The 19,597-nt window shown below is 66.9% G+C and carries 18 protein-coding genes; 11 read left to right on the top strand and 7 right to left on the bottom strand.

The genetic code is table 11. The annotated features are described in order from the left end of the window. The first annotated feature begins 1 nt into the window (after position 1). From N5D20_RS15030 to N5D20_RS15020, 3 genes are read left to right on the top strand one after another with little or no spacing between them, the layout of a single operon-like run. Positions 2-1,057 carry a quinone-dependent dihydroorotate dehydrogenase gene (locus N5D20_RS15030; RefSeq protein WP_054171568.1) on the top strand — a complete coding sequence of 352 codons (1,056 nt, stop codon included), beginning with the start codon at positions 2-4 and terminating at the stop codon, positions 1,055-1,057. Positions 1,058-1,065: 8 nt separating this feature from the next. Further along, complete coding sequence (murB, locus tag N5D20_RS15025) at positions 1,066-2,127, top strand: UDP-N-acetylmuramate dehydrogenase (protein ID WP_197578762.1); 1,062 nt, start codon at positions 1,066-1,068, stop codon at positions 2,125-2,127. 32 nt (positions 2,128-2,159) lie between these two features. Next, positions 2,160-3,047 (top strand): DMT family transporter, encoded by an 888-nt coding sequence (locus tag N5D20_RS15020; RefSeq protein WP_197578804.1) that lies wholly within the window; start codon positions 2,160-2,162, stop codon positions 3,045-3,047. A 118-nt stretch (positions 3,048-3,165) separates the two neighbouring features. Here the strand turns inward: N5D20_RS15020 and N5D20_RS15015 are convergent, their stop codons facing one another. From N5D20_RS15015 to N5D20_RS15005, 3 genes are all read right to left on the bottom strand, one after another. After that, the gene (locus N5D20_RS15015; protein ID WP_197578761.1) at positions 3,166-4,170 is read right to left on the bottom strand and encodes an aminoglycoside phosphotransferase family protein; all 1,005 of its coding nucleotides are present in this window, start codon (positions 4,168-4,170) and stop codon (positions 3,166-3,168) included. 99 nt (positions 4,171-4,269) lie between these two features. Beyond that, a complete protein-coding gene (locus N5D20_RS15010; protein WP_197578760.1) occupies positions 4,270-5,304 on the bottom strand; it encodes a heparan-alpha-glucosaminide N-acetyltransferase domain-containing protein in 1,035 nt (344 codons plus the stop codon). Next, entirely contained in the window at positions 5,301-5,891 is a 591-nt protein-coding gene (locus tag N5D20_RS15005) for a TetR/AcrR family transcriptional regulator (RefSeq protein WP_197578759.1), read from the bottom strand. The genes N5D20_RS15010 and N5D20_RS15005 overlap by 4 nt, the downstream gene beginning before the upstream one ends. Positions 5,892-6,034: 143 nt before the next feature. Between N5D20_RS15005 and N5D20_RS15000 the strand changes: the two genes are divergently transcribed. Then, positions 6,035-6,460, top strand: coding sequence for a DoxX family protein (locus N5D20_RS15000; protein ID WP_049436298.1), 426 nt, complete (start codon positions 6,035-6,037; stop codon positions 6,458-6,460). On the opposite strand, the gene N5D20_RS14995 is transcribed toward N5D20_RS15000, so the two are convergent. Beyond that, on the bottom strand, positions 6,433-7,236 hold the full coding sequence (locus tag N5D20_RS14995) for an APH(3')-II family aminoglycoside O-phosphotransferase (RefSeq protein ID WP_197578758.1): 804 nt from the start codon (positions 7,234-7,236) through the stop codon (positions 6,433-6,435). The genes N5D20_RS15000 and N5D20_RS14995 overlap by 28 nt on opposite strands. A 41-nt stretch (positions 7,237-7,277) precedes the next feature. After that, positions 7,278-7,781: a DUF2938 domain-containing protein gene (locus tag N5D20_RS14990; protein WP_197578757.1), complete on the bottom strand. Its 504-nt coding sequence runs from the start codon at positions 7,779-7,781 to the stop codon at positions 7,278-7,280. Between the two features lie 55 nt (positions 7,782-7,836). Here N5D20_RS14990 and N5D20_RS14985 point away from each other — a divergent pair, with 55 nt between their 5' ends. From N5D20_RS14985 to N5D20_RS14975, 3 genes are read left to right on the top strand one after another with little or no spacing between them, the layout of a single operon-like run. Further along, complete coding sequence (locus N5D20_RS14985) at positions 7,837-8,502, top strand: metalloregulator ArsR/SmtB family transcription factor (protein ID WP_197578756.1); 666 nt, start codon at positions 7,837-7,839, stop codon at positions 8,500-8,502. A 13-nt stretch (positions 8,503-8,515) separates the two neighbouring features. After that, on the top strand, positions 8,516-9,244 hold the full coding sequence (locus N5D20_RS14980; protein WP_197578755.1) for a GNAT family N-acetyltransferase: 729 nt from the start codon (positions 8,516-8,518) through the stop codon (positions 9,242-9,244). A 28-nt stretch (positions 9,245-9,272) separates the two neighbouring features. Next, a complete protein-coding gene (locus N5D20_RS14975) occupies positions 9,273-9,989 on the top strand; it encodes an SDR family oxidoreductase (protein ID WP_197578754.1) in 717 nt (238 codons plus the stop codon). On the opposite strand, the gene N5D20_RS14970 is transcribed toward N5D20_RS14975, so the two are convergent. After that, positions 9,983-11,494, bottom strand: coding sequence for an MFS transporter (locus tag N5D20_RS14970; RefSeq protein ID WP_197578753.1), 1,512 nt, complete (start codon positions 11,492-11,494; stop codon positions 9,983-9,985). The genes N5D20_RS14975 and N5D20_RS14970 overlap by 7 nt on opposite strands. A gap of 120 nt (positions 11,495-11,614) precedes the next feature. On the opposite strand from N5D20_RS14970, the gene N5D20_RS14965 reads away from it, so the two are divergent. Both N5D20_RS14965 and N5D20_RS14960 read left to right on the top strand, forming a co-directional pair. After that, positions 11,615-12,517, top strand: coding sequence for a LysR substrate-binding domain-containing protein (locus tag N5D20_RS14965; protein ID WP_197578803.1), 903 nt, complete (start codon positions 11,615-11,617; stop codon positions 12,515-12,517). A gap of 63 nt (positions 12,518-12,580) precedes the next feature. After that, complete coding sequence (locus N5D20_RS14960) at positions 12,581-14,527, top strand: EAL domain-containing protein (protein ID WP_197578752.1); 1,947 nt, start codon at positions 12,581-12,583, stop codon at positions 14,525-14,527. On the opposite strand, the gene N5D20_RS14955 is transcribed toward N5D20_RS14960, so the two are convergent. Then, positions 14,524-15,135 (bottom strand): TetR/AcrR family transcriptional regulator, encoded by a 612-nt coding sequence (locus N5D20_RS14955; protein WP_100448428.1) that lies wholly within the window; start codon positions 15,133-15,135, stop codon positions 14,524-14,526. The two genes, N5D20_RS14960 and N5D20_RS14955, sit on opposite strands and share 4 nt — an antisense overlap. Positions 15,136-15,239: 104 nt before the next feature. On the opposite strand from N5D20_RS14955, the gene N5D20_RS14950 reads away from it, so the two are divergent. Further along, complete coding sequence (locus tag N5D20_RS14950) at positions 15,240-16,316, top strand: MBL fold metallo-hydrolase (protein ID WP_197578751.1); 1,077 nt, start codon at positions 15,240-15,242, stop codon at positions 16,314-16,316. 165 nt (positions 16,317-16,481) lie between these two features. Continuing rightward, positions 16,482-19,597 (top strand): discoidin domain-containing protein (locus tag N5D20_RS14945; protein WP_197578750.1); only part of this gene is annotated, 3,116 nt, incomplete at its 3' end.

Raw genomic sequence — 19,597 nt, 5'->3', positions numbered from 1 at the left:
CATGTATTCGCTTGCCCGCCCCTTCCTGTTCTCGCTCGACGCCGAGCGCGCCCACGGCCTTGGCCTGTCCGCACTGGACCTGGCCTATCGCACCGGCACCACGCCGCTGCTGGCCGCACGCATCGCGCCGATGCCGAGCACCGTGTTCGGGCTGACCTTCCCCAATCCGGTCGGCCTGGCCGCCGGCCTGGACAAGAATGGCGAGCACATCGATGCATTGTTCGCGCTGGGTTTCGGCTTCGTCGAGATCGGCACCATCACCCCGCGTCCGCAGGCCGGCAATCCGCAGCCGCGCCTGTTCCGCCTGCCGAAGCACAACGCGATCATCAACCGCATGGGCTTCAACAATGCGGGCGTGGACGCGCTGGTGCGCAACGTCGAACGCGCGCGCAACCGTCGCGGCCTGCTCGGCATCAACATCGGCAAGAACAAGGACACCCCCAACGAACAGGCCGTGGACGATTACATCGCCTGCCTGGACAAGGTCTATCCGCTGGCCGACTACATCACCGTCAACATCTCCTCGCCCAACACCGCCGGCCTGCGTGAACTGCAGGAAGAAACCGCGCTACGACAGCTGGTCAGCCAGCTGCGTGACCGCCAGGAAGACCTTGCAGCCCGCCACGGCCGCCGCGTGCCGATGCTGGTGAAGGTGGCGCCGGACCTCAGCGAGCGCGACATCGATGCCGCTGCCCGCGTGCTGGGCGAGCTGCAGGTGGACGGCGTGATCGCCACCAACACCACCATCGACCACAGCAAGGTGGCCGGCGATCCGCTGGCCAACGAGGCCGGCGGCCTGTCCGGTGCGCCGGTGCTGGAGCAGTCCACGCTGGTGCTGCGCCGCCTGCGTTCGCGCCTGCCCGAATCGGTACCGCTGATCGGTGTCGGCGGCATCCTGTCCGGTGCCGATGCGGTGGCCAAGATGGCCGCCGGTGCGGCGCTGGTGCAGTGCTACAGCGGCCTGATCTTCCGTGGCCCGGCGCTGGTCTCCGAATGCGTGGAGGCGATCCGTCGCCGCCGCGAAGCACCGAGCCGCGGCGCGGTGGCCCCACTGTGAGCGCGCCCATGGATATCGTCGACGGCAACGCACCGCTGCGCTGGACGCTCACCCGCAATGCGCCGCTGCAGGCGCTGAACACCTTCCATGTGCAGGCCAGCGCAGCGCAGCTGCTGGAGCTGCACGATCCCGCGCTGCTGCCGGACGTGCTTGCTTTGCCCGAGGTGGCCAGCGGCCCGCTGTTGGTGCTGGGCAGCGGCAGCAACGTACTGATCGCCGAAGACCTGCCCGGCACCGTGCTGGTGTTCGGCAACCGTGACATCAATTTCCTGGAACACCGCGCCGACCATGCGGTGATCCGCGCCGGCGCCGGCGTGCCCTGGCATGGCCTGGTGATGTGGTCGCTGCAGGAAGGCCTGTCCGGCCTGGAAAACCTGGCCCTGATTCCCGGCACCGCCGGTGCCGCGCCGATCCAGAACATCGGTGCCTACGGCGCGCAGGTCGGCGAATTCATCCAGGCCGTCGAGGCCTGGGACTGCCAGGAGCAGGCTTGGGTGCGGCTGGACAACGAGCAGTGTGGCTTCGCCTACCGCGACAGCGTGTTCAAGCAACAGGCTGATCGCTACCTGATCACCGCCATCGAACTGAAGCTGCCACTGCTGCACGATCTGCGCATGGACTACGCCGGTATCCGCGAGGAACTGCAGGCACAGGGCGTGGAGCTGCCGAGCGCAGTGGACGTGGCCAATGCGGTGATCGCAATCCGCCGCCGCAAGCTGCCCGATCCGGATGTACTGGGCAACGCCGGCAGCTTCTTCAAGAACCCGGTGCTGCCGCTGGAACAGGTCGACGTGCTGCTGCAGCACTTCCCCGAACTGCCGGTGTTCCCGTCCGACCAGGACGGCAAGCGCAAGGTCTCGGCGGCATGGATGATCGAGTCCTGCGGTTGGAAGGGCTTCCGCGAAGGCGATGCCGGCGTGGCGCCAAGCCACGCACTCGTGCTGGTCAACCACGGCAACGCCACCGGTGCTGAACTGCTGGCGCTGGCGCGACGCATCTCCGCTTCGGTGCTGGAGAAGTTCGGCGTACCGATCGAACCGGAGCCCCGCCTGCTCGGCGCACAGTGGTGAACAGCCCCGCCCTCTCCCCCAGCGCCACCCCGATGCGGGCGGCGCTGCTGATGCTCGGCAGCACCATGGCATTTGGCCTGATGGCGGTGGCCATCCGCTATGCCACGCGCTACGTGCCGACCCAGGAAGTAGCGTTCTTCCGCAATGCCTTTGGCCTGCTCGCGTTGCTGCCGATGCTGCTGCGCCCCGGCCACGCGCCGCTGAAGACCCAGCAGCTGCCGCGCTATTTCGTGCGCAGTGCGATCGGCCTGGGCTCGATGCTATGCGCGTTCTGGGCGCTGGGCCACCTGCCGTTGGCGCAGGCGGTTTCGCTGTCGTACTCCACGCCGTTGTTCGTCACCATCGCCGCCGTGCTGTGGCTGGGCGAGACCGTGCGCGTGCGCCGCTGGGCCGCGGTGGTGGTTGGATTCATCGGCGTGCTGGTGATCGTCCGCCCGGGCACCGCCGGCTTCACGGCCGGCAGCCTGGTCGCTGTCGGTGCGGCCGTGCTCAGCTCGCTGGTGGCGATCCAGATCAAGCAGCTGACCCGTATCGACAGCGCCGATACCGTGGTGCTCTATACCTACGTGTTCTGGGTGCCGCTGTCGCTGCTGCCTGCCCTGTTCGTCTGGGTCTGGCCCACCGGCGTGGCGTGGCTGTGGCTGTTGGCCACCGGCGTGCTCGGCACGGTCGGCCAGCTGCTGTGGACGCGGGCGCTGCGCCTGGGCGAAGTCTCGGCGCTGACCCCGATCAGCTTCCTGCAGCTGCCGCTGGTGACGCTGTGCGGCTGGCTGCTGTTCAACGAAACGGTGGACCGCTGGACGATCATCGGCGCCGGCATCATCCTCGCCGCGAACGCCTACATCGCCCACCGCGAAGCCGTACTGTCGCGGCGGGCCGCAAGTGCAGCGGCCTCGGCAGCGGCCAAGCCCGCCGAGTAGATCCACGCCACACGTGGATGACGCTGCACTCCTCTGTAGAGCCGAGCCTACGCTCGGCTGCTCTTCGCGCCTCCACCGTTGACTGAGCGCGCAGGGTTCATCAACGCATGGCGTGGATCTACAGCGCGCGGTACACCCGCTCCGCCGCATCGAACACATTGCCCGGTGCGAACTGCTCGCCCAGGTAGTGCAGCGACTGCCTGCGCAGTTGCGGCGAACGCTCCTCACCGTCGCTGCCCAGCAGCACCTGCTGGAACTCGATCAGGTCCTGGAGAATGCGCCAGTGCCGGTACCAGGCGATCCAGCGCGGGTCGCCGCGGTCGCTGCCGTAGCCGTCCTCGAAGCCCAGCGGATTCTCGCGCCCCCAGCGCCCGCCGACAGCCGCACCGATGAACATCAAGTCGCGCTCGCGCGGTGCCAGCGACAGGCCATCCCAGTCAATCAGGTGCAGGCCCCCGTCATTGCCCATCAGCAGGTTGCCGGCATGCAGATCGGTGTGGCACAGATGCAGCTCTACCGGCACGTCCTGCAATGCCGCGAGCAGCTCCCGTGCCTGCGCATGCAGCGCCGCGATGCGCGCATGCTGCCGGTCCCATACCGAAACGAAGGCGCGGCCCAGCCCGTCCTTCGCGGCCGCCAGGCCCTCGCCAGCCAGCCATTGCCCAACGGTTTCCAGCGCCGCGGTTTCCAGCCGTACGATCGGCAGCGCTTGCTGCAGGTCCGCTGGCAGCTGCGCGCCGTGCAGACGCCGCAGCACCTCCCCCAGCCGTTTCCACTGCGTGCGGCTCAACGCCGCCTCGAACCCGGACTGGCCTTCCACATAAGGGAACAGGGTGAACTGCAATCCCCAACGCTGCACCGACGCACCACCGGTCAGTGCCGGCCACGGCGCGACGATCTCATCGATGCCCAGCGTGCCGCGCATCCAATGCAGGCTGTCCCACACTGCGGGGTCAACCTGGTAGGTGCGGCATTTCAACCACCACTGCCCGTGCCGCGCATCGACGCGATACACGCTGGCATTGGCGTCGGCACCCACCGGGCGTGGCACCACGGCGGTGGGGGTGATGCCATAAGATTGTTGCAGGACTTCGCCGAGATGCTGCGCCGAAGCGAATGACATGGGTGCAAGCGGAAAGTGTTACCTGCCGCCACTATCGCAGATGCACTCGCCACGACACAGACATGTCCGTCACAACATCGCCTCGGCACGACCAGAGAACTAGCCTGCGATGCGCCGCATCACCGCCTCCAGCGGGCCGCGTGCGAACTGCCACGACCACAGCCATGCCGCGCCGGTCGCCAGCATCAGGAACAGCAGTGCCCACAGCAGCACCGACGCCAGCGATGCACGGCCATCAAGCAGGCCCAGGCTTTCCAGCGTGCCCATGCCCAGCAGGATATGGCCGACATACAGGGTCAGGGTCATGCGCCCGGCCGCGGTGAACGGCTCCAGCCAGTCCCCCGGTCGCACACGCGTCAGCCACAGGCAGGCGGCAATGACACTGCACGCCGCGCCCGCACCCGTGAGTACGTAGGCCGGTCCCGGCGGCATCGGCTGCGTTCCCAGCCACGCCTGCCAGGGCGTTCCCTGCGCAAGCTGCTGCACGCCATGTCCAGCCGCGATCAGCAGCAGGCCCAGCACCAGCAGCGCGCGCTGGACCCGCGGCTGCGACAGTTGCAGGCGTGCCAGCAGCATCCCCAGCAGGAAGAAGCACAGCCACGGCAGCAGCGGATGGAAGCCGTTGAACAGCAGGTTGCGGGCCGCGCCCGGCCATTGCCACAGACCGGTGTATTCCAGCGCCTGCCAGTTCCATCCCTGGCTGTAGTCCCAGTGCAGCAACGCCCAGAACGAACAGGCCGCCAGGCCCACGATGCTGGCCAGCAACACCTGCGGCGAGGCACGCAGCCACAGCACGGCCAACGCGAAATACACCGCGTAGTAGTGCAGGATATCGGCTGGGAACAGGGTCAGGTTGAGTAGGCCCAGCACCATCAGGAACAGTGCGCGCCGCCAGGTCTGCACACTGGCCGGCCACCACCCTTGCCGCTGCGTGGCCAGCACCAGGCCAAGGCCGGCCAGCGTGACGAAGGTCGCCGAGGCCTTGCCTTCCAGCAGATGGAAGAACCCTGCCAGCCAACCCTCACCCTCTGCGGGCACGGCCATCGCCAGGCGGAAGTTGACCAGCACCATGCCGGCCAGCGCCAGATAGCGCGCCAGATCCAGCCCGTGCAACCGCCGATCAACAGCGCTCATGCGCGTGCCCCGAGCAGCAGCGCGAGCAGGCCAAGATCCAGCGATGCCTCATCGGTGCCACCGGCTTCGCCCAGCCCCCGACGCAGCGCGTCGCTTTCGATGGCATCCAGCAGCACCTGCGCCTGCAGTGGCGCTGCAAGCACGGGGCGCCGCCGCTCGCGTTGCGCCACCTGCTGCAGGGCTTCGGCCAGCGTCGCCTGCAATTGCCTGCGATTGGCCGCAAATGCCTCGGCCACGGCCGGATTGCGTGCGCTCTCGGCCAGCACTTCGACGGCAAGCGTCGCCCATTCCGGCTGGCGGCACAGTGCGTGGAAGTCCTGAAGGAAAACCAGTACCTGTGCACGCTCGCCATCGGACGCGGCCAGTCGCTGCAGCAACGGTGCCAGTTCTTCGCTCTCGGCCACCGCCACTGCAAGGATGATCGCTTCCTTGCCCTGGAAGTGGTTGTAGAGATTGCCCAGGCTGACACCGGCCGCCTGCGCGATGTCACGCATGCTGGTCTGGTGGAATCCCTTTGCGACGAAGCACTGCAGTGCCGCCTGCAGGATCAGGGTCACGCGCTGCTCATTGCGGTCGATTCTGCTCATGCCACGAATAGTGAACGAACGTTCGTCCATTTTGAAGATCGTAACCCGGCCACCACCGGGCTTCGTTCAGGCAGCCTTGACCTCAACCGCTGTTGAGGCCCGATGCTGCCCGCCCCGCCCAACGCTCAACCCGGAGTTGCTGCATGCCACGGATGATCTCCACCCTGCTCGACAGCCGCGTGCTGTGGTTCCTCGCCCGACTGCTGCTGGCCGTGGTGTTCCTGTCCTCGGGTCTGGCCAAGCTGCTGGCGTGGGACAACAGCGTGGCCGAAATGCAGGCGGCCGGGCTGCAACCGCCTGCGCTGTTCAACATCGCCAGCGCCGTGGTGCTGCTGGGCGGCTCACTGTGCCTGCTGCTTGATCGCCTGCTATGGCTGGGCAGCGGCGCGCTGGCGGTGTTCATGCTGCTGACCATCGTCATCGTGCATACCTTCTGGACCAAGCACGGCGCGGAACAGCAGCTGGCGCTGTTCTTCGCGCTGGAACACCTGAGCGTGGTCGGTGGCCTGATCTGCGCGGCCATCGCCAGCCATGCGCGGGCTCAGAAGAACTCGTCGAGCAACCGGTAGAACGCCAGCCGGCGCTCATCAGCCACCACGCCATAGCGCCGGAACAGCGGCGCGACCCAGCACGTGTCGCCGAAATTGTGAACCAGGCTGCGCGCGGCCAGCGCCAGGTCCTGGTAGCGGTCGGCCACGCCCAGCCGCCCACAGTCGATGAAACCACTGAAACGCCCCTCGACCGCCATCAGGTTCGGCAGGCACGCATCGCCATGGCTGACCACCAGATCTTCATGATCGGGCCGGGTGCTGCACAGTTCGGCGAACACCTGCTGTGCGCTCTGCCCCAGGCGCTCGTCATCGAAGTCATCGGCGTCGACCAGGCCCGCCTCCACCCTTGCCTGCGCGGCCTGCAGGCGCGAGGCCAATCGCTGGTCGAACGGACAGGCTGCCACCGGCAACGCATGCAGGCCGCGCAGCGCGTCGGCCAGCAGTTCCACCAGCTGCTGCGGCGCGAGTTCCGGCGACGAGGCCAGATCACGGCCGGGCAGCGCACTCATCAGCAACCAGCGCCGGCCCGCTTCTTCGGCGGTGGCAATCACCGTTGGCGCCGGCAGTCCCTGTGCCTGCAGCCAGCGCAGGCGCGCGATCTCATCGCCCAGCTCACTGAAGGCGTCGATCACTTCCGACTTCAGGAAGGCGTCGGCCTGCCCGGGACGATGCATCCGCGCGACATCCGCACGCGACACGCCGATCGACTGCCGCTCGATGCGGGCATCGGCCAAGCCCTGCTGCCACGCTCGCGGCAAAGGCATGCCGTGGTTACCTGCGTGGATTGCATCCATTGCTGAGTGTTCCTGTTGTCTGTGGCCCCACGGATTCTCGCTCATCCGGCCTTGGCCATGGCCCACAGGCATGCCGAAAGGTACATGCCCAGCCCGAACACCGAATGTGCGAGCAGGCTGCGCAGGCGAGCCTTGACCGGTGCCGGCGTCCTGGACGCGGCAATGCCTGCGCCCATGCCGGGCTGCATGATGAAGAACGGCGCGACAATGCTCAGAATGCCGAACAACAGTGCCGGCAACGGCGTTGGCGACCGCACCCAGCCATCGCCGACGAACGCGAGCAGTGCCGCCGCGAAGATCACGCCGATCAGATAGTGCGCCGACCAACCCAGCACATGCTCCCCCTTTACCGGCGCGGCCCGGCCAATCGCCTCGTGGCGGAAGCGCCCGCGTGGCAGATGGCCGAGCCAGCGGCCGACCATCCCGAAGTCCAGCGTGGGAATGCCGAACACCCGGCGTTGCAGCACCGACCACAGGTCCAGCACGGCGGTGGCGCCAACGCCGATCACCAGCGCGTCCGCCAGGAATGCCGCAGATCCGTTCATGATGAATACCATCAATTATTTGCTTGAATGATAGAGCGATGGTAGCGTGCTGATCATGAACGCTACAAGTCACCTGCCGCCGTCGGCGCTGGAGGCGCTGGCCGAGATCGCCCGCACACTCGGCCATGCCCATCGGCTCGCGCTGCTGGAGCACGTCGCCCAGGGCGAACGCGCAGTGGAACGCCTGGCCGAGCTGACCGGGCTCTCGGTGGCCAACACCTCCCAGCATCTGCAGCAGCTGCGCCGCGCCGGCCTGGTGCAGACCCGCCGCGATGGCAAGCGCATCCTCTACCGCAGTGGTGACGGCCCGCTGGGCAATCTGCTGGCCGCACTGCGCGACTATGCCGACCATCAGCGCAGCGAGATGCACGGCGTGATCGCCGACAGCGTGCATCGCCGCGACACGCTGGAAGGGCTGACCGTTGAGCAGCTGCTGGCGCAGCGAAGCGACGTGGTGCTGCTGGATGTGCGTCCGCGCGAAGAATTCGATCTGGGCCACCTGCCCGGCGCGCTGAACATTCCCGCTACGGAACTGCACGAACGGATGGACGAACTGCCGCGCGACGTCCACATTGTCGCGTACTGCCGCGGCCCCTACTGCGTGCTTTCAAGCGCTGCCGTAACGCAGCTGCGCGACGCCGGACTGACCGCGCAGCGCCTCGCTGCCGGCTATCCGGAATGGAAGGCGGCCGGACTGCAGGTGGATCTGCCCGCACACTGAGCGAGACTTTGTCATGGATGATGCCTTCTCCCCGTTGATCCATGCCGCTTGGCAGGGCGTGTTCGCCGGGGCTCGCACGTTGCAGAACGATCGGATGCTGCGCCTGGCGTGCAGTGATGATCTCGACGAGGGCGAGGACGGCATGCTGCTGCAGCCAGTCGCGGGCCCCGCACGCGCACTGTTGCGCCCTGCACTGGCGGCTCGCCTGCACCTGCACGCGCAACCGCACTGGACGCTGGCGCAGCTGCAACAGCGCCTGCAGCAGCTCGGCCAGCGCACGCATGGTGCGGATCGCGTCTTCTATTTCCCTGCCGCAGAACTTGCAGCCCTGGCCGAGCGCCAGGCACCGCCACACATTCGCCGTCTCGACCCGGCCGACGCCGCCGCGTTCGACGTGTTCCAGGCCAGCGCCAGCGAAGAGGATCTGGATGCGGCCTGGGTTGAACTTGACCACTGGCAGGTGTTCGGCGCCTTCGACGGCGAGCGACTAGTTGCCGCGGGAAGCATGTACCCGTGGAGCCTGGATCCAGCCCTGGCCGACATGGGCGTGCTGACCCTGCCCGAGGCCCGCGGCCGCGGGCACGCGCGCCAGCTGGTACACGCCATGGCCGTGTCCGCACGGACGGCCGGGCTGCAGCCTCAGTACCGCAGCCAGCTCGACAACACCGCCTCGATCATTACCGCCGAACGCAGCAACCTGCGTGCGTTCGCCGACTGGGACACCGTTCTGGCAGTCGATTGAGGCTGCCGCAGTACAACAAGGAAGCAACATGAAATTGATGGTCATCGGCGCCAGCAGGGGCCTGGGTCGGGCGTTCGTGGAAGGCCTGTGCAGTGCGGGCGACACCGTCATCGGCGTTTCGCGCAAGCGTCCACGCGATCTTGAATGCCCCGAGGGTGTCACTCTGCAGTGGATCGAGGCCGATCTGTCCCAACCCACCTTGGCTGCCAATCACATCGCAGCGCAGGCACCGGCCGATCTGGATGTGCTGATCCACAACCTGGGCATCTGGGAAGAGACCGCCTTCAGCGACGAGTACGCCTTCCTCGAAGAGAGCGATGCCGCGCTCACCCAACTGGTCGACGTCAACATCACCGCCACCTTGGTGCTGCTGCAGCGCCTGCTGCCGCGAGTGCTCGGCGCACCACGCCCGCAGCTGGTGCTGACCGGATCAACCTCGGCACTGCCGCGCAGTGGCCGCCCGGAAGTGGCGTTCGGCGCATCCAAGTTCGCACTCAACGGCATCGCCGATGCACTGCGCGAGGGCTTCCGCGATCGCCGCCTGGCGGTGACCAGCCTGCAGCTGGGCTACCTCAACACCGACGATGCACTGTCGGTGCCGGTTGCAGAGGCTGCAGCGCGCGGCGACGGCGAATTAGTGCCCGTGCATGACGTCGTTGCGATGGTGCGCGCGTTGCTGCAGTTGTCAGCGTCCGGCTTCGTGCGCGAACTGGTGCTGCCGGCCATCGCCGACCCGCGCTACTGACCGCCCCTGCGTGGGCCGGACTCAACCTCCTCGCGCAACAAGTACCCAAGCACGATGGCGGTCAGCACGGTTGCCATCGCCAGGACACACAACTGGCCACGGACGGCCTCCATGTACGCCTGGGCCAGCACCGTTCTCGAAACGCCGGGCAACGCCTCCACCGCTCCGCCAAGGTCGCCCATGGACAGCCTGTGCACGGCGGCACGGGCCACGACGCCGGCCTCCAGCATCATGTTCCCGCCAATCCGGGCCGAGAGCATGATGCCGACAAGCGCAAGGGCAATGGAATCACCTGCCAGTCGCATCGCATTGAAGATGCCAGCGGCCATGCCTGCCTGCTCCTTGCCGACCACGCTGACCGCCAGGCCATCCATGATCCCCCAGGGCAAGCCGATGCCGATTCCGATGACCAGCATCGGCATCCAGCGCACCGACGGGATCTGGAACACCTGCGCCAACCATGCCAGCCCAAGTGCACCGATCAGCAGGCCCGCACAGCACAGCGTCCGCGCCGGTATCCAGCGCAGCAGGTAACCGGCAACCAGGGGAACAACCAGCAATGGCGCAGACAGTGCTGCCATCGCCAGTCCAGCCTCGGTGGGTCGCAGTCCTTCAACACCGATGAAGCCAGCCGGCAGCACGACCAGAAGGACGACGTAGGAGAACGCAGGGGCAGCGGCGAGAATCTGCACGCCAACAAAACGCCGGTTGCGGAACAGCCCGAGATCCAGCAGCGGCGTTCGATGGGAGCGCTCGACGGCAATGAACAGGCCCAGCAACACCACCGTGAGCGCCAGCAGCACCAGCGTCTGCGGATGCAACAGGCCACGTTCCGGCAGCACGATCATGGCGTAGGTGAGTGAGCCCAGCGCCAGCATGAAAGTGATGGCCCCCAGCCAATCCAGGCGCGGCGAACCGGCGTTTCTCGATTCCACGGATGACATGGCGACCAGCGGTAGGGTCAGCGCCGCCAGCAACGCAGGCAGGAAGAACACCCATTCCCAGCCCAGCGCATCGATCAACCCGCCCGCCAGCAGCGGACCGCCTGCGGCCCCTGCACCAAAGGTGGTGCCGATCAGGCTGAAAACCCTTGCCCGCGCCTGGCCGTCGAACACCTGCGCCAACGACGCCATCGCACCCGCAAACGCTGCCGACGCGGCCATCCCCTGAAGCAGTCGCAGGGCATTGATCCACGCCACATTGGGCATCAAGGGAATCAGGCCGGTGACGAGCGCAAACAACGCGCCGCCCAGAATCCAGATCCGGCGCCTGCCATGCAGATCGGCCAGCCCACCAGCCACCAACGTGGTGCAGCCGTAGGTCAACAGGTAGGCGTTGATGATCCAGGACAACGCCGCAGGGGAACCGCCCAGTGCATCCCGGATGGCAGGAATGCCCACGGCGGGGCTGGCAATGCTCAAGGGAATGGTGAGCGCCGTCAGACAGCCCGCCAGCACCACGCCAAAGCGTGATGATCCGGCCGTCTCAGCAGAGGCAACAGACATGTCGATGAAGCTCCAGCGTGGCCAAGCGCCACCGCATTGATGCTATCGACGACGCTATTGCAGAAGAATCCATCATTCGGTCCATGCTTTAATGACAAAAACGTCATCAATGGCCAGGTCATGGACAGCTTTGCCGGTCTCAGCCTCTTCGTTCTGGTTGCCGAGGCACGCAGCTTCGCGGCCGCAGCACGACAGCGTGGCATCACCCCTTCGGCAGCAAGCAAGACCGTCGCCCGGCTGGAAGAGCGCCTGGGCGCCCGCCTGCTGAATCGCAATACCCGCAGTGTCAGCCTCACTGCCGAAGGTGAGCAGTTCCTTGAACGCTGCCGTCGCATCATGCTCGAGGTTGCTGCGGCAGAGCGCGAGCTGACCGACGCCCACGCCGCGCCCAGCGGTCGCCTGAAGGTCAGTCTTCCACTCGCCAGCGGGCTGATGCTGCCGGTGCTTTCGGCGTTTGCACACCGCTTTCCCGCCATCGAACTCGACCTGCACTTCAGCGACCGCCTGGTCGATGTCATCGAGGAAGGCTTCGATGCCGTTGTCCGCACCGGCAGCCCCGCCGACTCCCGGCTGCACGGCCGCAACCTCGGCAGCACCCGCCTGCTATGCGTCGGGGCACCGGCCTACTTCGCCAGACGCGGTAAGCCTCAGCACCCGGATGACCTGAGCGGCCACGCCTGCCTTCTCCATCGCTTTCCCGGCACCGGCCTGATCGAACGCTGGCCACTACCCGCGCAGCAGGGAGGCACTGAGCCGCGGCTGACTGCCGCAATGACCGCCAATCATCTTGAGACGATCCTGCACATGGCCATCGATGGCCATGGCATTGCGTGCCTGCCCGACTTTGCCACGCGTGATGCGCTGGACCGCGGCGCGCTCGTCAGCGTTCTGGACCCATGGAGCACCGAGCGAAGCACTTTCTGGGCCCTCTGGCCAAGCCATCGCCATCAGCAGCCACGTGTACGCGCCTTCGTGGATTTCATGGCCGAACACCTCCTGCCCGAACGCAGCCCGTGCAATTGAACCTGCGCCCTGCTGCGACTACGCTGCGGGTCACTGGCCGTCGGTCACAGGCGGGAACCTGCTATGGATGCGCTTTCACGGGTCTCGGCCCAGGTCCTGGACAGCGCCCTGCCCAGCCTGCCGCTGTACCTGCTGCAGGCCACGGCGGTGATCGGCATGATCGGCGTGCTGCTGATCGCCACCCGTCGCGCTGGCCATGCCATTGAGGGCCGCCGCCTGTACGTGGGCGTGGCGCTGGGCCTGATCTATCTGTTCAACGCCTGGTTCGTGGCCCGCTACACCCAGGGCGTGGTCAAGCTGCACCTCGGCTTCGACATCCTGCTGGTCAGTGGACTGCTCGGCGGCTGGCGCGGCGGCCTGGCCTGCCTGGGTGCCAGCCTGCTGGCCCGCTACCAGTTCGCCGGCACCCAGTATTTCCTGCCGGCCGGCCTTGAGGCCACGCTGCAGATGCTGGCAGGCGTCTGGCTGCGCAGGCGCCTGCACCCGCGCATGCTCAATGAACTCTCGCTGCGCATGATCCTGCAGGCCTGGGGCGTGCGTATCGTCGTCACTGCGTTGGGCCTGGCACTGGGCGTCGCAATCATCGGCGCCCATCAGCTGCCCGTGGAGGAGTTGGCAATCCAGCGCCTGCTGGCACTGCCGCTGTCACTGCTGATGCTGGGCGCAGTGTTCGCACTGGTCTACAACGATGCGCAGATCGATGCACAGCGCCAGCGCGAACACGCCTGGCTGCGCATCGATCCGATCAGTGGCCTGCCCAACATGCGTGCGCTCGGCGAACGCCTGCAGCATTACTGGCGCGACAACGACGGCATCGGCAAGGCCTGCCTGATCGTGGCCGAGATGGGCAACCTGCGCGACCTGCGCCTGCGCTACGGTCCGCTGCAGGACAACGGCCTGTGGCAGCGCGACAGCACCGAAGAGGTGCATCGGCTGCTGCCCTCGCTGCCGGCCGGCCAGCTGGAGATCTACCAGTTCGGCGATGCCGCGCTGGCGATCCTGGTGCGCGACTTGACCTTGTCCGAACTGCGCACGCAGCCGCAGATCACCGAGCTGGCCAGCAACCTGGCCGATCGGGTCGGCCGCGATTGGCCCGGCTTCCGGCCGCTGTTCCGCTGCGCGGTAGTCGAACTGAAGCCACCGGCCGCGGCAGACGATGGCCACCTGCCCTTCCGCGCAATCACCGTGGCGCTGAGTGCGATCGAATCCGGCGTCGTGTTCTTCGACGACCCGATCCAGCGCGACAGCGAGATCGACGCCCTGATTGAAGTCGCCCTTGATCGCTGGCTGCAGCAGGGCGACGCCCCGCTGTGCTACCAGCCCAAGCATCGCCTGCAGGATCGCCAGCTGGTCGGCGCCGAAGCACTGCTGCGCATGCGCGACGGCGAGGGTCGGCTGATCGCGCCGATGCGGGTGATCTCGCTGCTGCGCCGGCAGGGGCGGCTGGCTGAACTGGAATGGGCCACGCTGCAGTCGGCCATCCGCTTCCTGCAGCAGTGCCGACGCGATGGCACGCAGCTGAAAATCGCCGTGAATGTTTCGGCCGAGTCACTGCGCCTGCCCGGCTTCGGCCTGCGCCTGCAGGAACTGCTGCAGCTGCACGATGTGCCCGGCGTGATGCTGCGCCTGGAGATCGTCGAATGGACCGAGATCGTCGAGCGCGACGTAGTCGATGCCAACATCGCACAGCTGCTGGCGGCGGAGGTCACGTTGTCACTGGATGATTTCGGTGCCGGCTATTCAACCCTGATCCTGCTCTCGCAGCTGGCCATCGCCGAGGTCAAGATCGAGCAGGCCCTGATCGCCACCCTGTCCGACGCCAAGTCGCAGTCGATCGTGCGCTTCATCGTCGAAGTCGCGCACCGCTGCGGCGCCATCGTGGTGGCCGAAGGTACCGAGACCCTGGCGCAGGAACAGCAACTGCGCGCACTGGGTGTGGATGTCGGCCAGGGCTATCTGTACTCGGCGGCGCTGCCGGCCGACGAGTTCCGCCGCTTCGCTGCCGGCTAGGCCGCGTAGAAACCCAGGAACATCGCCACCGCTGATTCGGCAACGCGTGCACGCTCCTGTGCGCTCAACGGTGCCTGCCCCATCGTCACCTGTGGCCAGAACGCGAAGCTCTTCACCAGCCCGTGCAGCTGGTGGCCGGCGAACTCCGGATCGACCTCGCGCAGTCGGCCATCGGCGATGGCCGCGCGGATCCAGGCACTCTCGCCGCTTTCCTTTTCGCCCATGCGGCAGACGATGGCCTGCGCGCGCTCCGGCGAATGAATGATCTCGGCCATCGCCACCCGCGCCAGGTCAATGAAGTTGGCATCGCTGAGCAGTTCCAGCTTCTGGCCGAGCAACTGCAGCAGCTGCGCCTGCAGCGGCTGGTCGGCGCGGTACGGCAACGCGTCGCTGGCCACGCTGCGTTCCCACAGCTCCTCCAGGATCATCGAGAACAACGCTTCCTTGCTTGGGAAGTGGTTGTAGACGGTGCGCTTGGAGACCCCGGCCGCCTCGGCGATCCGGTCCATGCTGGTTGCCTCGTAGCCCGAAGCACGGAACTCCTCCACCGCTGCGCGCACGATGGCGTCGCGTTTACGGTCGGTCAGGCGTTGCGGGGCACGGGGCATGGCGGAAACCGGATAACTGAACGGATGCCCACATTTTACACCCGACAGTGTACTTTTCAAAAACACGAAACTACACTGTGCAGTGTACCCAGCGGACGTCACCCATGAAGCGCCTGCTCCTTGTCCTTTTGCTTGGAATCCTCGCCGTGACCGCCTACACCTTCTGCAAGTCCTGGTCCCTCCCCGACTTCCCCGATTCGCCGCAGTACCGCGACGGCAAGTTCCGCAATGCCCTGCCCCGTCCGGCGATGGGCCTGCGCGACGGTGCGGAGATCTGGTGGACGTTCCTCTTCAACAAACCCAAGGGCACCGTGCCCGCGCACCCGATTCCGGTGCTGCCGCTGGACCGTGCCACCCTCGACGCCGCGCCGGACCGCAGCCTGTTCCGGCTTGGGCACTCCACGATCCTGCTGAAGCTGCGCGGCCAGTACTGGCTGACCGACCCGGTCTTCTCCGAGCGCGCCTCGCCGGTGCAGTGGATGGGCCCGGCCCGCTTCCACGCGCCGCCGATCAGCATCGACGAGCTGCCGCCGATCGCTGGCGTGATCCTCTCGCACAACCACTACGACCACCTGGATCATGCCGCCGTGATGCAGCTGGCCGGCAAGACCGCACGCTTCATCGCCCCGCTCGGCGTGGGCGACCAGCTGATTGCATGGGGCGTGGACGCCAGCAAGGTCGAACAGCTGGACTGGTGGCAATCGACCGAGGCCAGTGGGCTGCGCCTGACCGCCACCCCGGGCCAGCATTTCTCCGGCCGCGGCCTGGGCGACAGTGATCGCAGCCTGTGGGCGTCGTGGGTGATCCAGGACGGCGACTTCCGCATCTTCTTCAGCGGCGACACCGGCTACTTCGACGGCTTCAAGGCCATCGGCGAGAAGTACGGACCATTCGACCTGACCATGATCGAGACCGGCGCCTACGATCCGCGCTGGGCGTTCGTGCACATGCAACCGGAACAGACGCTGCAGGCGCACCTGGACCTGCGCGGCAAGTGGCTGCTGCCGATCCACAACGGCACCTTCGACCTGGCCCTGCACGCATGGCAGCAGCCGTTCGAGCGCATCACCGCATTGGCGGCCGCAAAGAATGTGCCGGTGTCCACGCCGATGATGGGCGAAGCACTGGACATGCAGGCGCCACAGGCGGGTACGCGCTGGTGGGAGACGGTGGAGCTGTAGCGTGCGGTGCGCTTGACCTGCCGGAGACCATGTAGAGCCGAGCCATGCTCGGCTGCGTCAACCACAGAAGCGACCTGCGACGCTGCAGCGCGTCATGTAACCGATTACATCCCTTGCTAGCGTAGCGCTCGCCCGATTCCGGTCGAACCTGCGAGGCTGTCCGTAATGACGTTGCGCGCCGAACGCTCCAAGGTCTCCACACCGCTTTTCCCGTTGCGCCCTGCCGCTGCCCTGCTGTTGGCCGCCCTCGCCGCTGCCGCACAGGCACAGCCCCTTCCCCCGCGCAGCCAATGGCAGGCCAGCAGTTCCTCGCAGCAGGTGCCGGCGATGGCGATCAGCCACCTGATCGACGGCGACCCGAAGACCGTCACCGGCGGCGCCTTCAGCCCCGGCCACTGGTTCCAGATCGATCTGGGCACGCCAACCCTGCTGGCTGGTGCACGACTCACCTGGGATGTCTCCAACCCGGAAGGCTATTCACTGCAGACCTCAATGGATGGCACGCAGTGGCAGACCGCGTACACGATGGCCGATTCACTGGGCGATGTGGAAACGCTGTACTTCGCGCCGCGGCAGGCACGCTACCTGCGGCTGGCGAGTCCGCAGCGCACCTCCGACTGGGGTGTGTCGATCTTCGAAATGGAGCCGCTGGACAGCACGCTCAGTGCACGCATCGACGGTGTGGATGCAGCGCAGGCAGCCGCGCTCTGGCAAGGCGGCGGCACCGTTGCGGTTCCGGCCGGAAAAGGTGGATCCCATGCGCTCGAGATCACGCTGCCGCAGGCTCAATCCACGGCTGGCCTGGTGGTCGACTGGGCCGATGGCGCGCGCGGCGCTGCTCGATTGCAGGCGCAGGACGCGCAAGGCCGCTGGCAGGATCTCGCACACGATGCACAGGCGGCCAGCCATCGGCAAAGCTGGTTGGCCGCTGACACGGCACAACCCCTGCGTGCGTTCCGGCTGAGCGTAGACGGCCCCGCACCGCAGGTCGCGCGACTGCGCCTGCTCGGGCCAAAGGCGGTAATGACGCCGATGAAGCGGTACCAGATCACCGCCAGCGGCGCGCAGCGTGCGTTGTTCCCGGCGTCGCTGCAGATGCAGCAGACCTTCTGGACCGCCGTCGGTGTGCACGCAGGACGACAGAAATCAATCTTCGACGAGTACGGCAATCTGGAAGCTTTCAAGGGCGCGCCGCTGGTGCAGCCGATCTGGCGTGGCGCTGACGGGCGTGCCGCGGGCGCGGCAGGACAGCCGATACAGCACGCGTTGCGGGATGGCTGGAAGCCGATGCCCTCCGCTACGTGGTCACCGCAGCCCGGCCTGGAGCTGCGCAGCGAGGTATTCGCCATCGAGCGCGACGGCCAGCCGGTAACGTTCTTGCGGCATCGCCTGCACAACACGGGCAGCGCCAGGATCGAAGGCACGCTCAGCCTGGTCGTGCGCCCGATGCAGATGAATCCGCCGTGGCAGAACGGCGGGCTGTCACCGATCCGCAATGTGACCATCGATGGGCAGGCGGTGCGCATCAATGGACGCACGCTGCTGCAGTCGCTCACGCCGGTGGCTGCGTCCGGCGCGGCGCCATTCGGCAAGGATGGCGCAACGGAAATCACCGCGACCCTCGCTGCCGGCCAGCTGCCCTCCACGCAACAGGCGCGCGACGACGAGGGTCTTGCCTCGGCTGCGTTGAACTACCGCGTATCACTGGCACCGGGGGCCAGCGATGCCATCGTGGTCGCGTTCCCGCTGGGTACTACCGCCGCCGATACCAAGGGCGCACTGCCCGAAGCGCCTGCGCTCGATCTAGCCACGCTGCCCCGCGATGCCAATGCGGCGTTCGATTCACTGGCCGCGCAGGCCTCCGCGGACTGGCAGGCACGGCTGGGCCAGGTCGGCCTGCGCCTGCCCGATCCCTCACTGGTCGACATGCTGCGCGCGCAGGCCGCCTACATGCTGATCAACCAGACCGGCCCGGCGATGCAGCCCGGCCCGCGCAACTACAACCGCTCCTTCATCCGCGACGGCATGGCCACCTCGGCGGTGCTGCTGCGCATGGGCGAAGCCAAGGTCGCGCGCGACTACCTGGCCTGGTACAGCGAACACGGCGTGCATGCCAACGGCCTGGTCTCGCCGATCCTCAACGACGATGGCAGCGTCAACACCGGCTTCGGTTCGGATATCGAGTACGACAGCCAGGGCCAGTACGTGGCGCTGGTGGCCGATGTCGCGCGCCTCGATGGCGGACCCGAATCGGTACGTGCCTATCTGCCGAAAGTGAAGGCAGCGCTGCGCTTCCTGCAGGAACTGCGCGAACGCACGCTGGCGCCCGGCTACAAGGCCGACCAGCCAGCGCCGGAGCGCTTCGCGGGCATTCTTGCGCCGTCGATCAGCCATGAGGGTTATCCGTCTCCCACCCACAGCTACTGGGACGACTATTGGGGCCTCAAAGGGTGGCACGACGGCGCGTGGCTGGCCGAATCGCTGGGCGACCACGAGACCGCAGCGTGGGCACGCGAACAGTACAAACTGCTTTACGACGCGCTGCATGCCTCGATCCGGGCGACGATGGCGTGGAAGGGCATCGACTTCATTCCCTCCTCGGCCGACCTGGGCGATGGCGATCCCACCGGCGTTTCGATCGCACTGGACCCGACCGGCGCACAGAGCGTGCTGCCCGCCGAGGCGCTGCGGACCACCTTCGCGCGCTATCTGGACGATGTGCGCAAGCGCAGTCAGCCTGGTGCGTTGTACGCGTACACACCGTACGAGATCCGCAATGTGCTGAGCTATGTGCACCTGGGCCAGCCGCAGGTGGCCGATGAGCTGCTGCAGGGACTGCTGCATGATCGGCGCCCGCTTGAGTGGCAGGTGCTGGCCGAGGTCGTGCACTCACGCCTGCGTTTCCCACGCTATCTGGGCGACATGCCGCATACCTGGATTGGTGCCGAGTACGGCCGCACGCTGTTCGGCATGCTGATGCGCGAAGACGATGATGCCCTCTCACTGCTGCCGGGCACGCCGCCCTCGTGGGTGGCAGGCGATGGATTGGCGGTGGAGCGGTTGCCGACAGCGTATGGCACGTTGCAGATGCAGGCGCGGCAACGCGACGGCGTGCTGACGGTGGCGCTTGGTGAGGGGCTGCGCGGCGGGACGGTGGTGAAGGTCTGGTGGCCGGCGCGCACCATGCCGAAGACCGTGCGTGTGGATGGGCGTAGCGTTTCCGACTTCGATGCCGAGGGTGTGCGGTTGTCGAAGCCGTTCCGGACACTGGAGGCGCGTTG

It is taken from the genome of Stenotrophomonas sp. GD03877 (assembly GCF_029840555.1).
GTDB classification, from domain to species: domain Bacteria; phylum Pseudomonadota; class Gammaproteobacteria; order Xanthomonadales; family Xanthomonadaceae; genus Stenotrophomonas; species Stenotrophomonas geniculata.
Note: the sequence above shows the minus strand (reverse complement) of the source record. Positions and strands in the feature narration are given on the sequence as shown.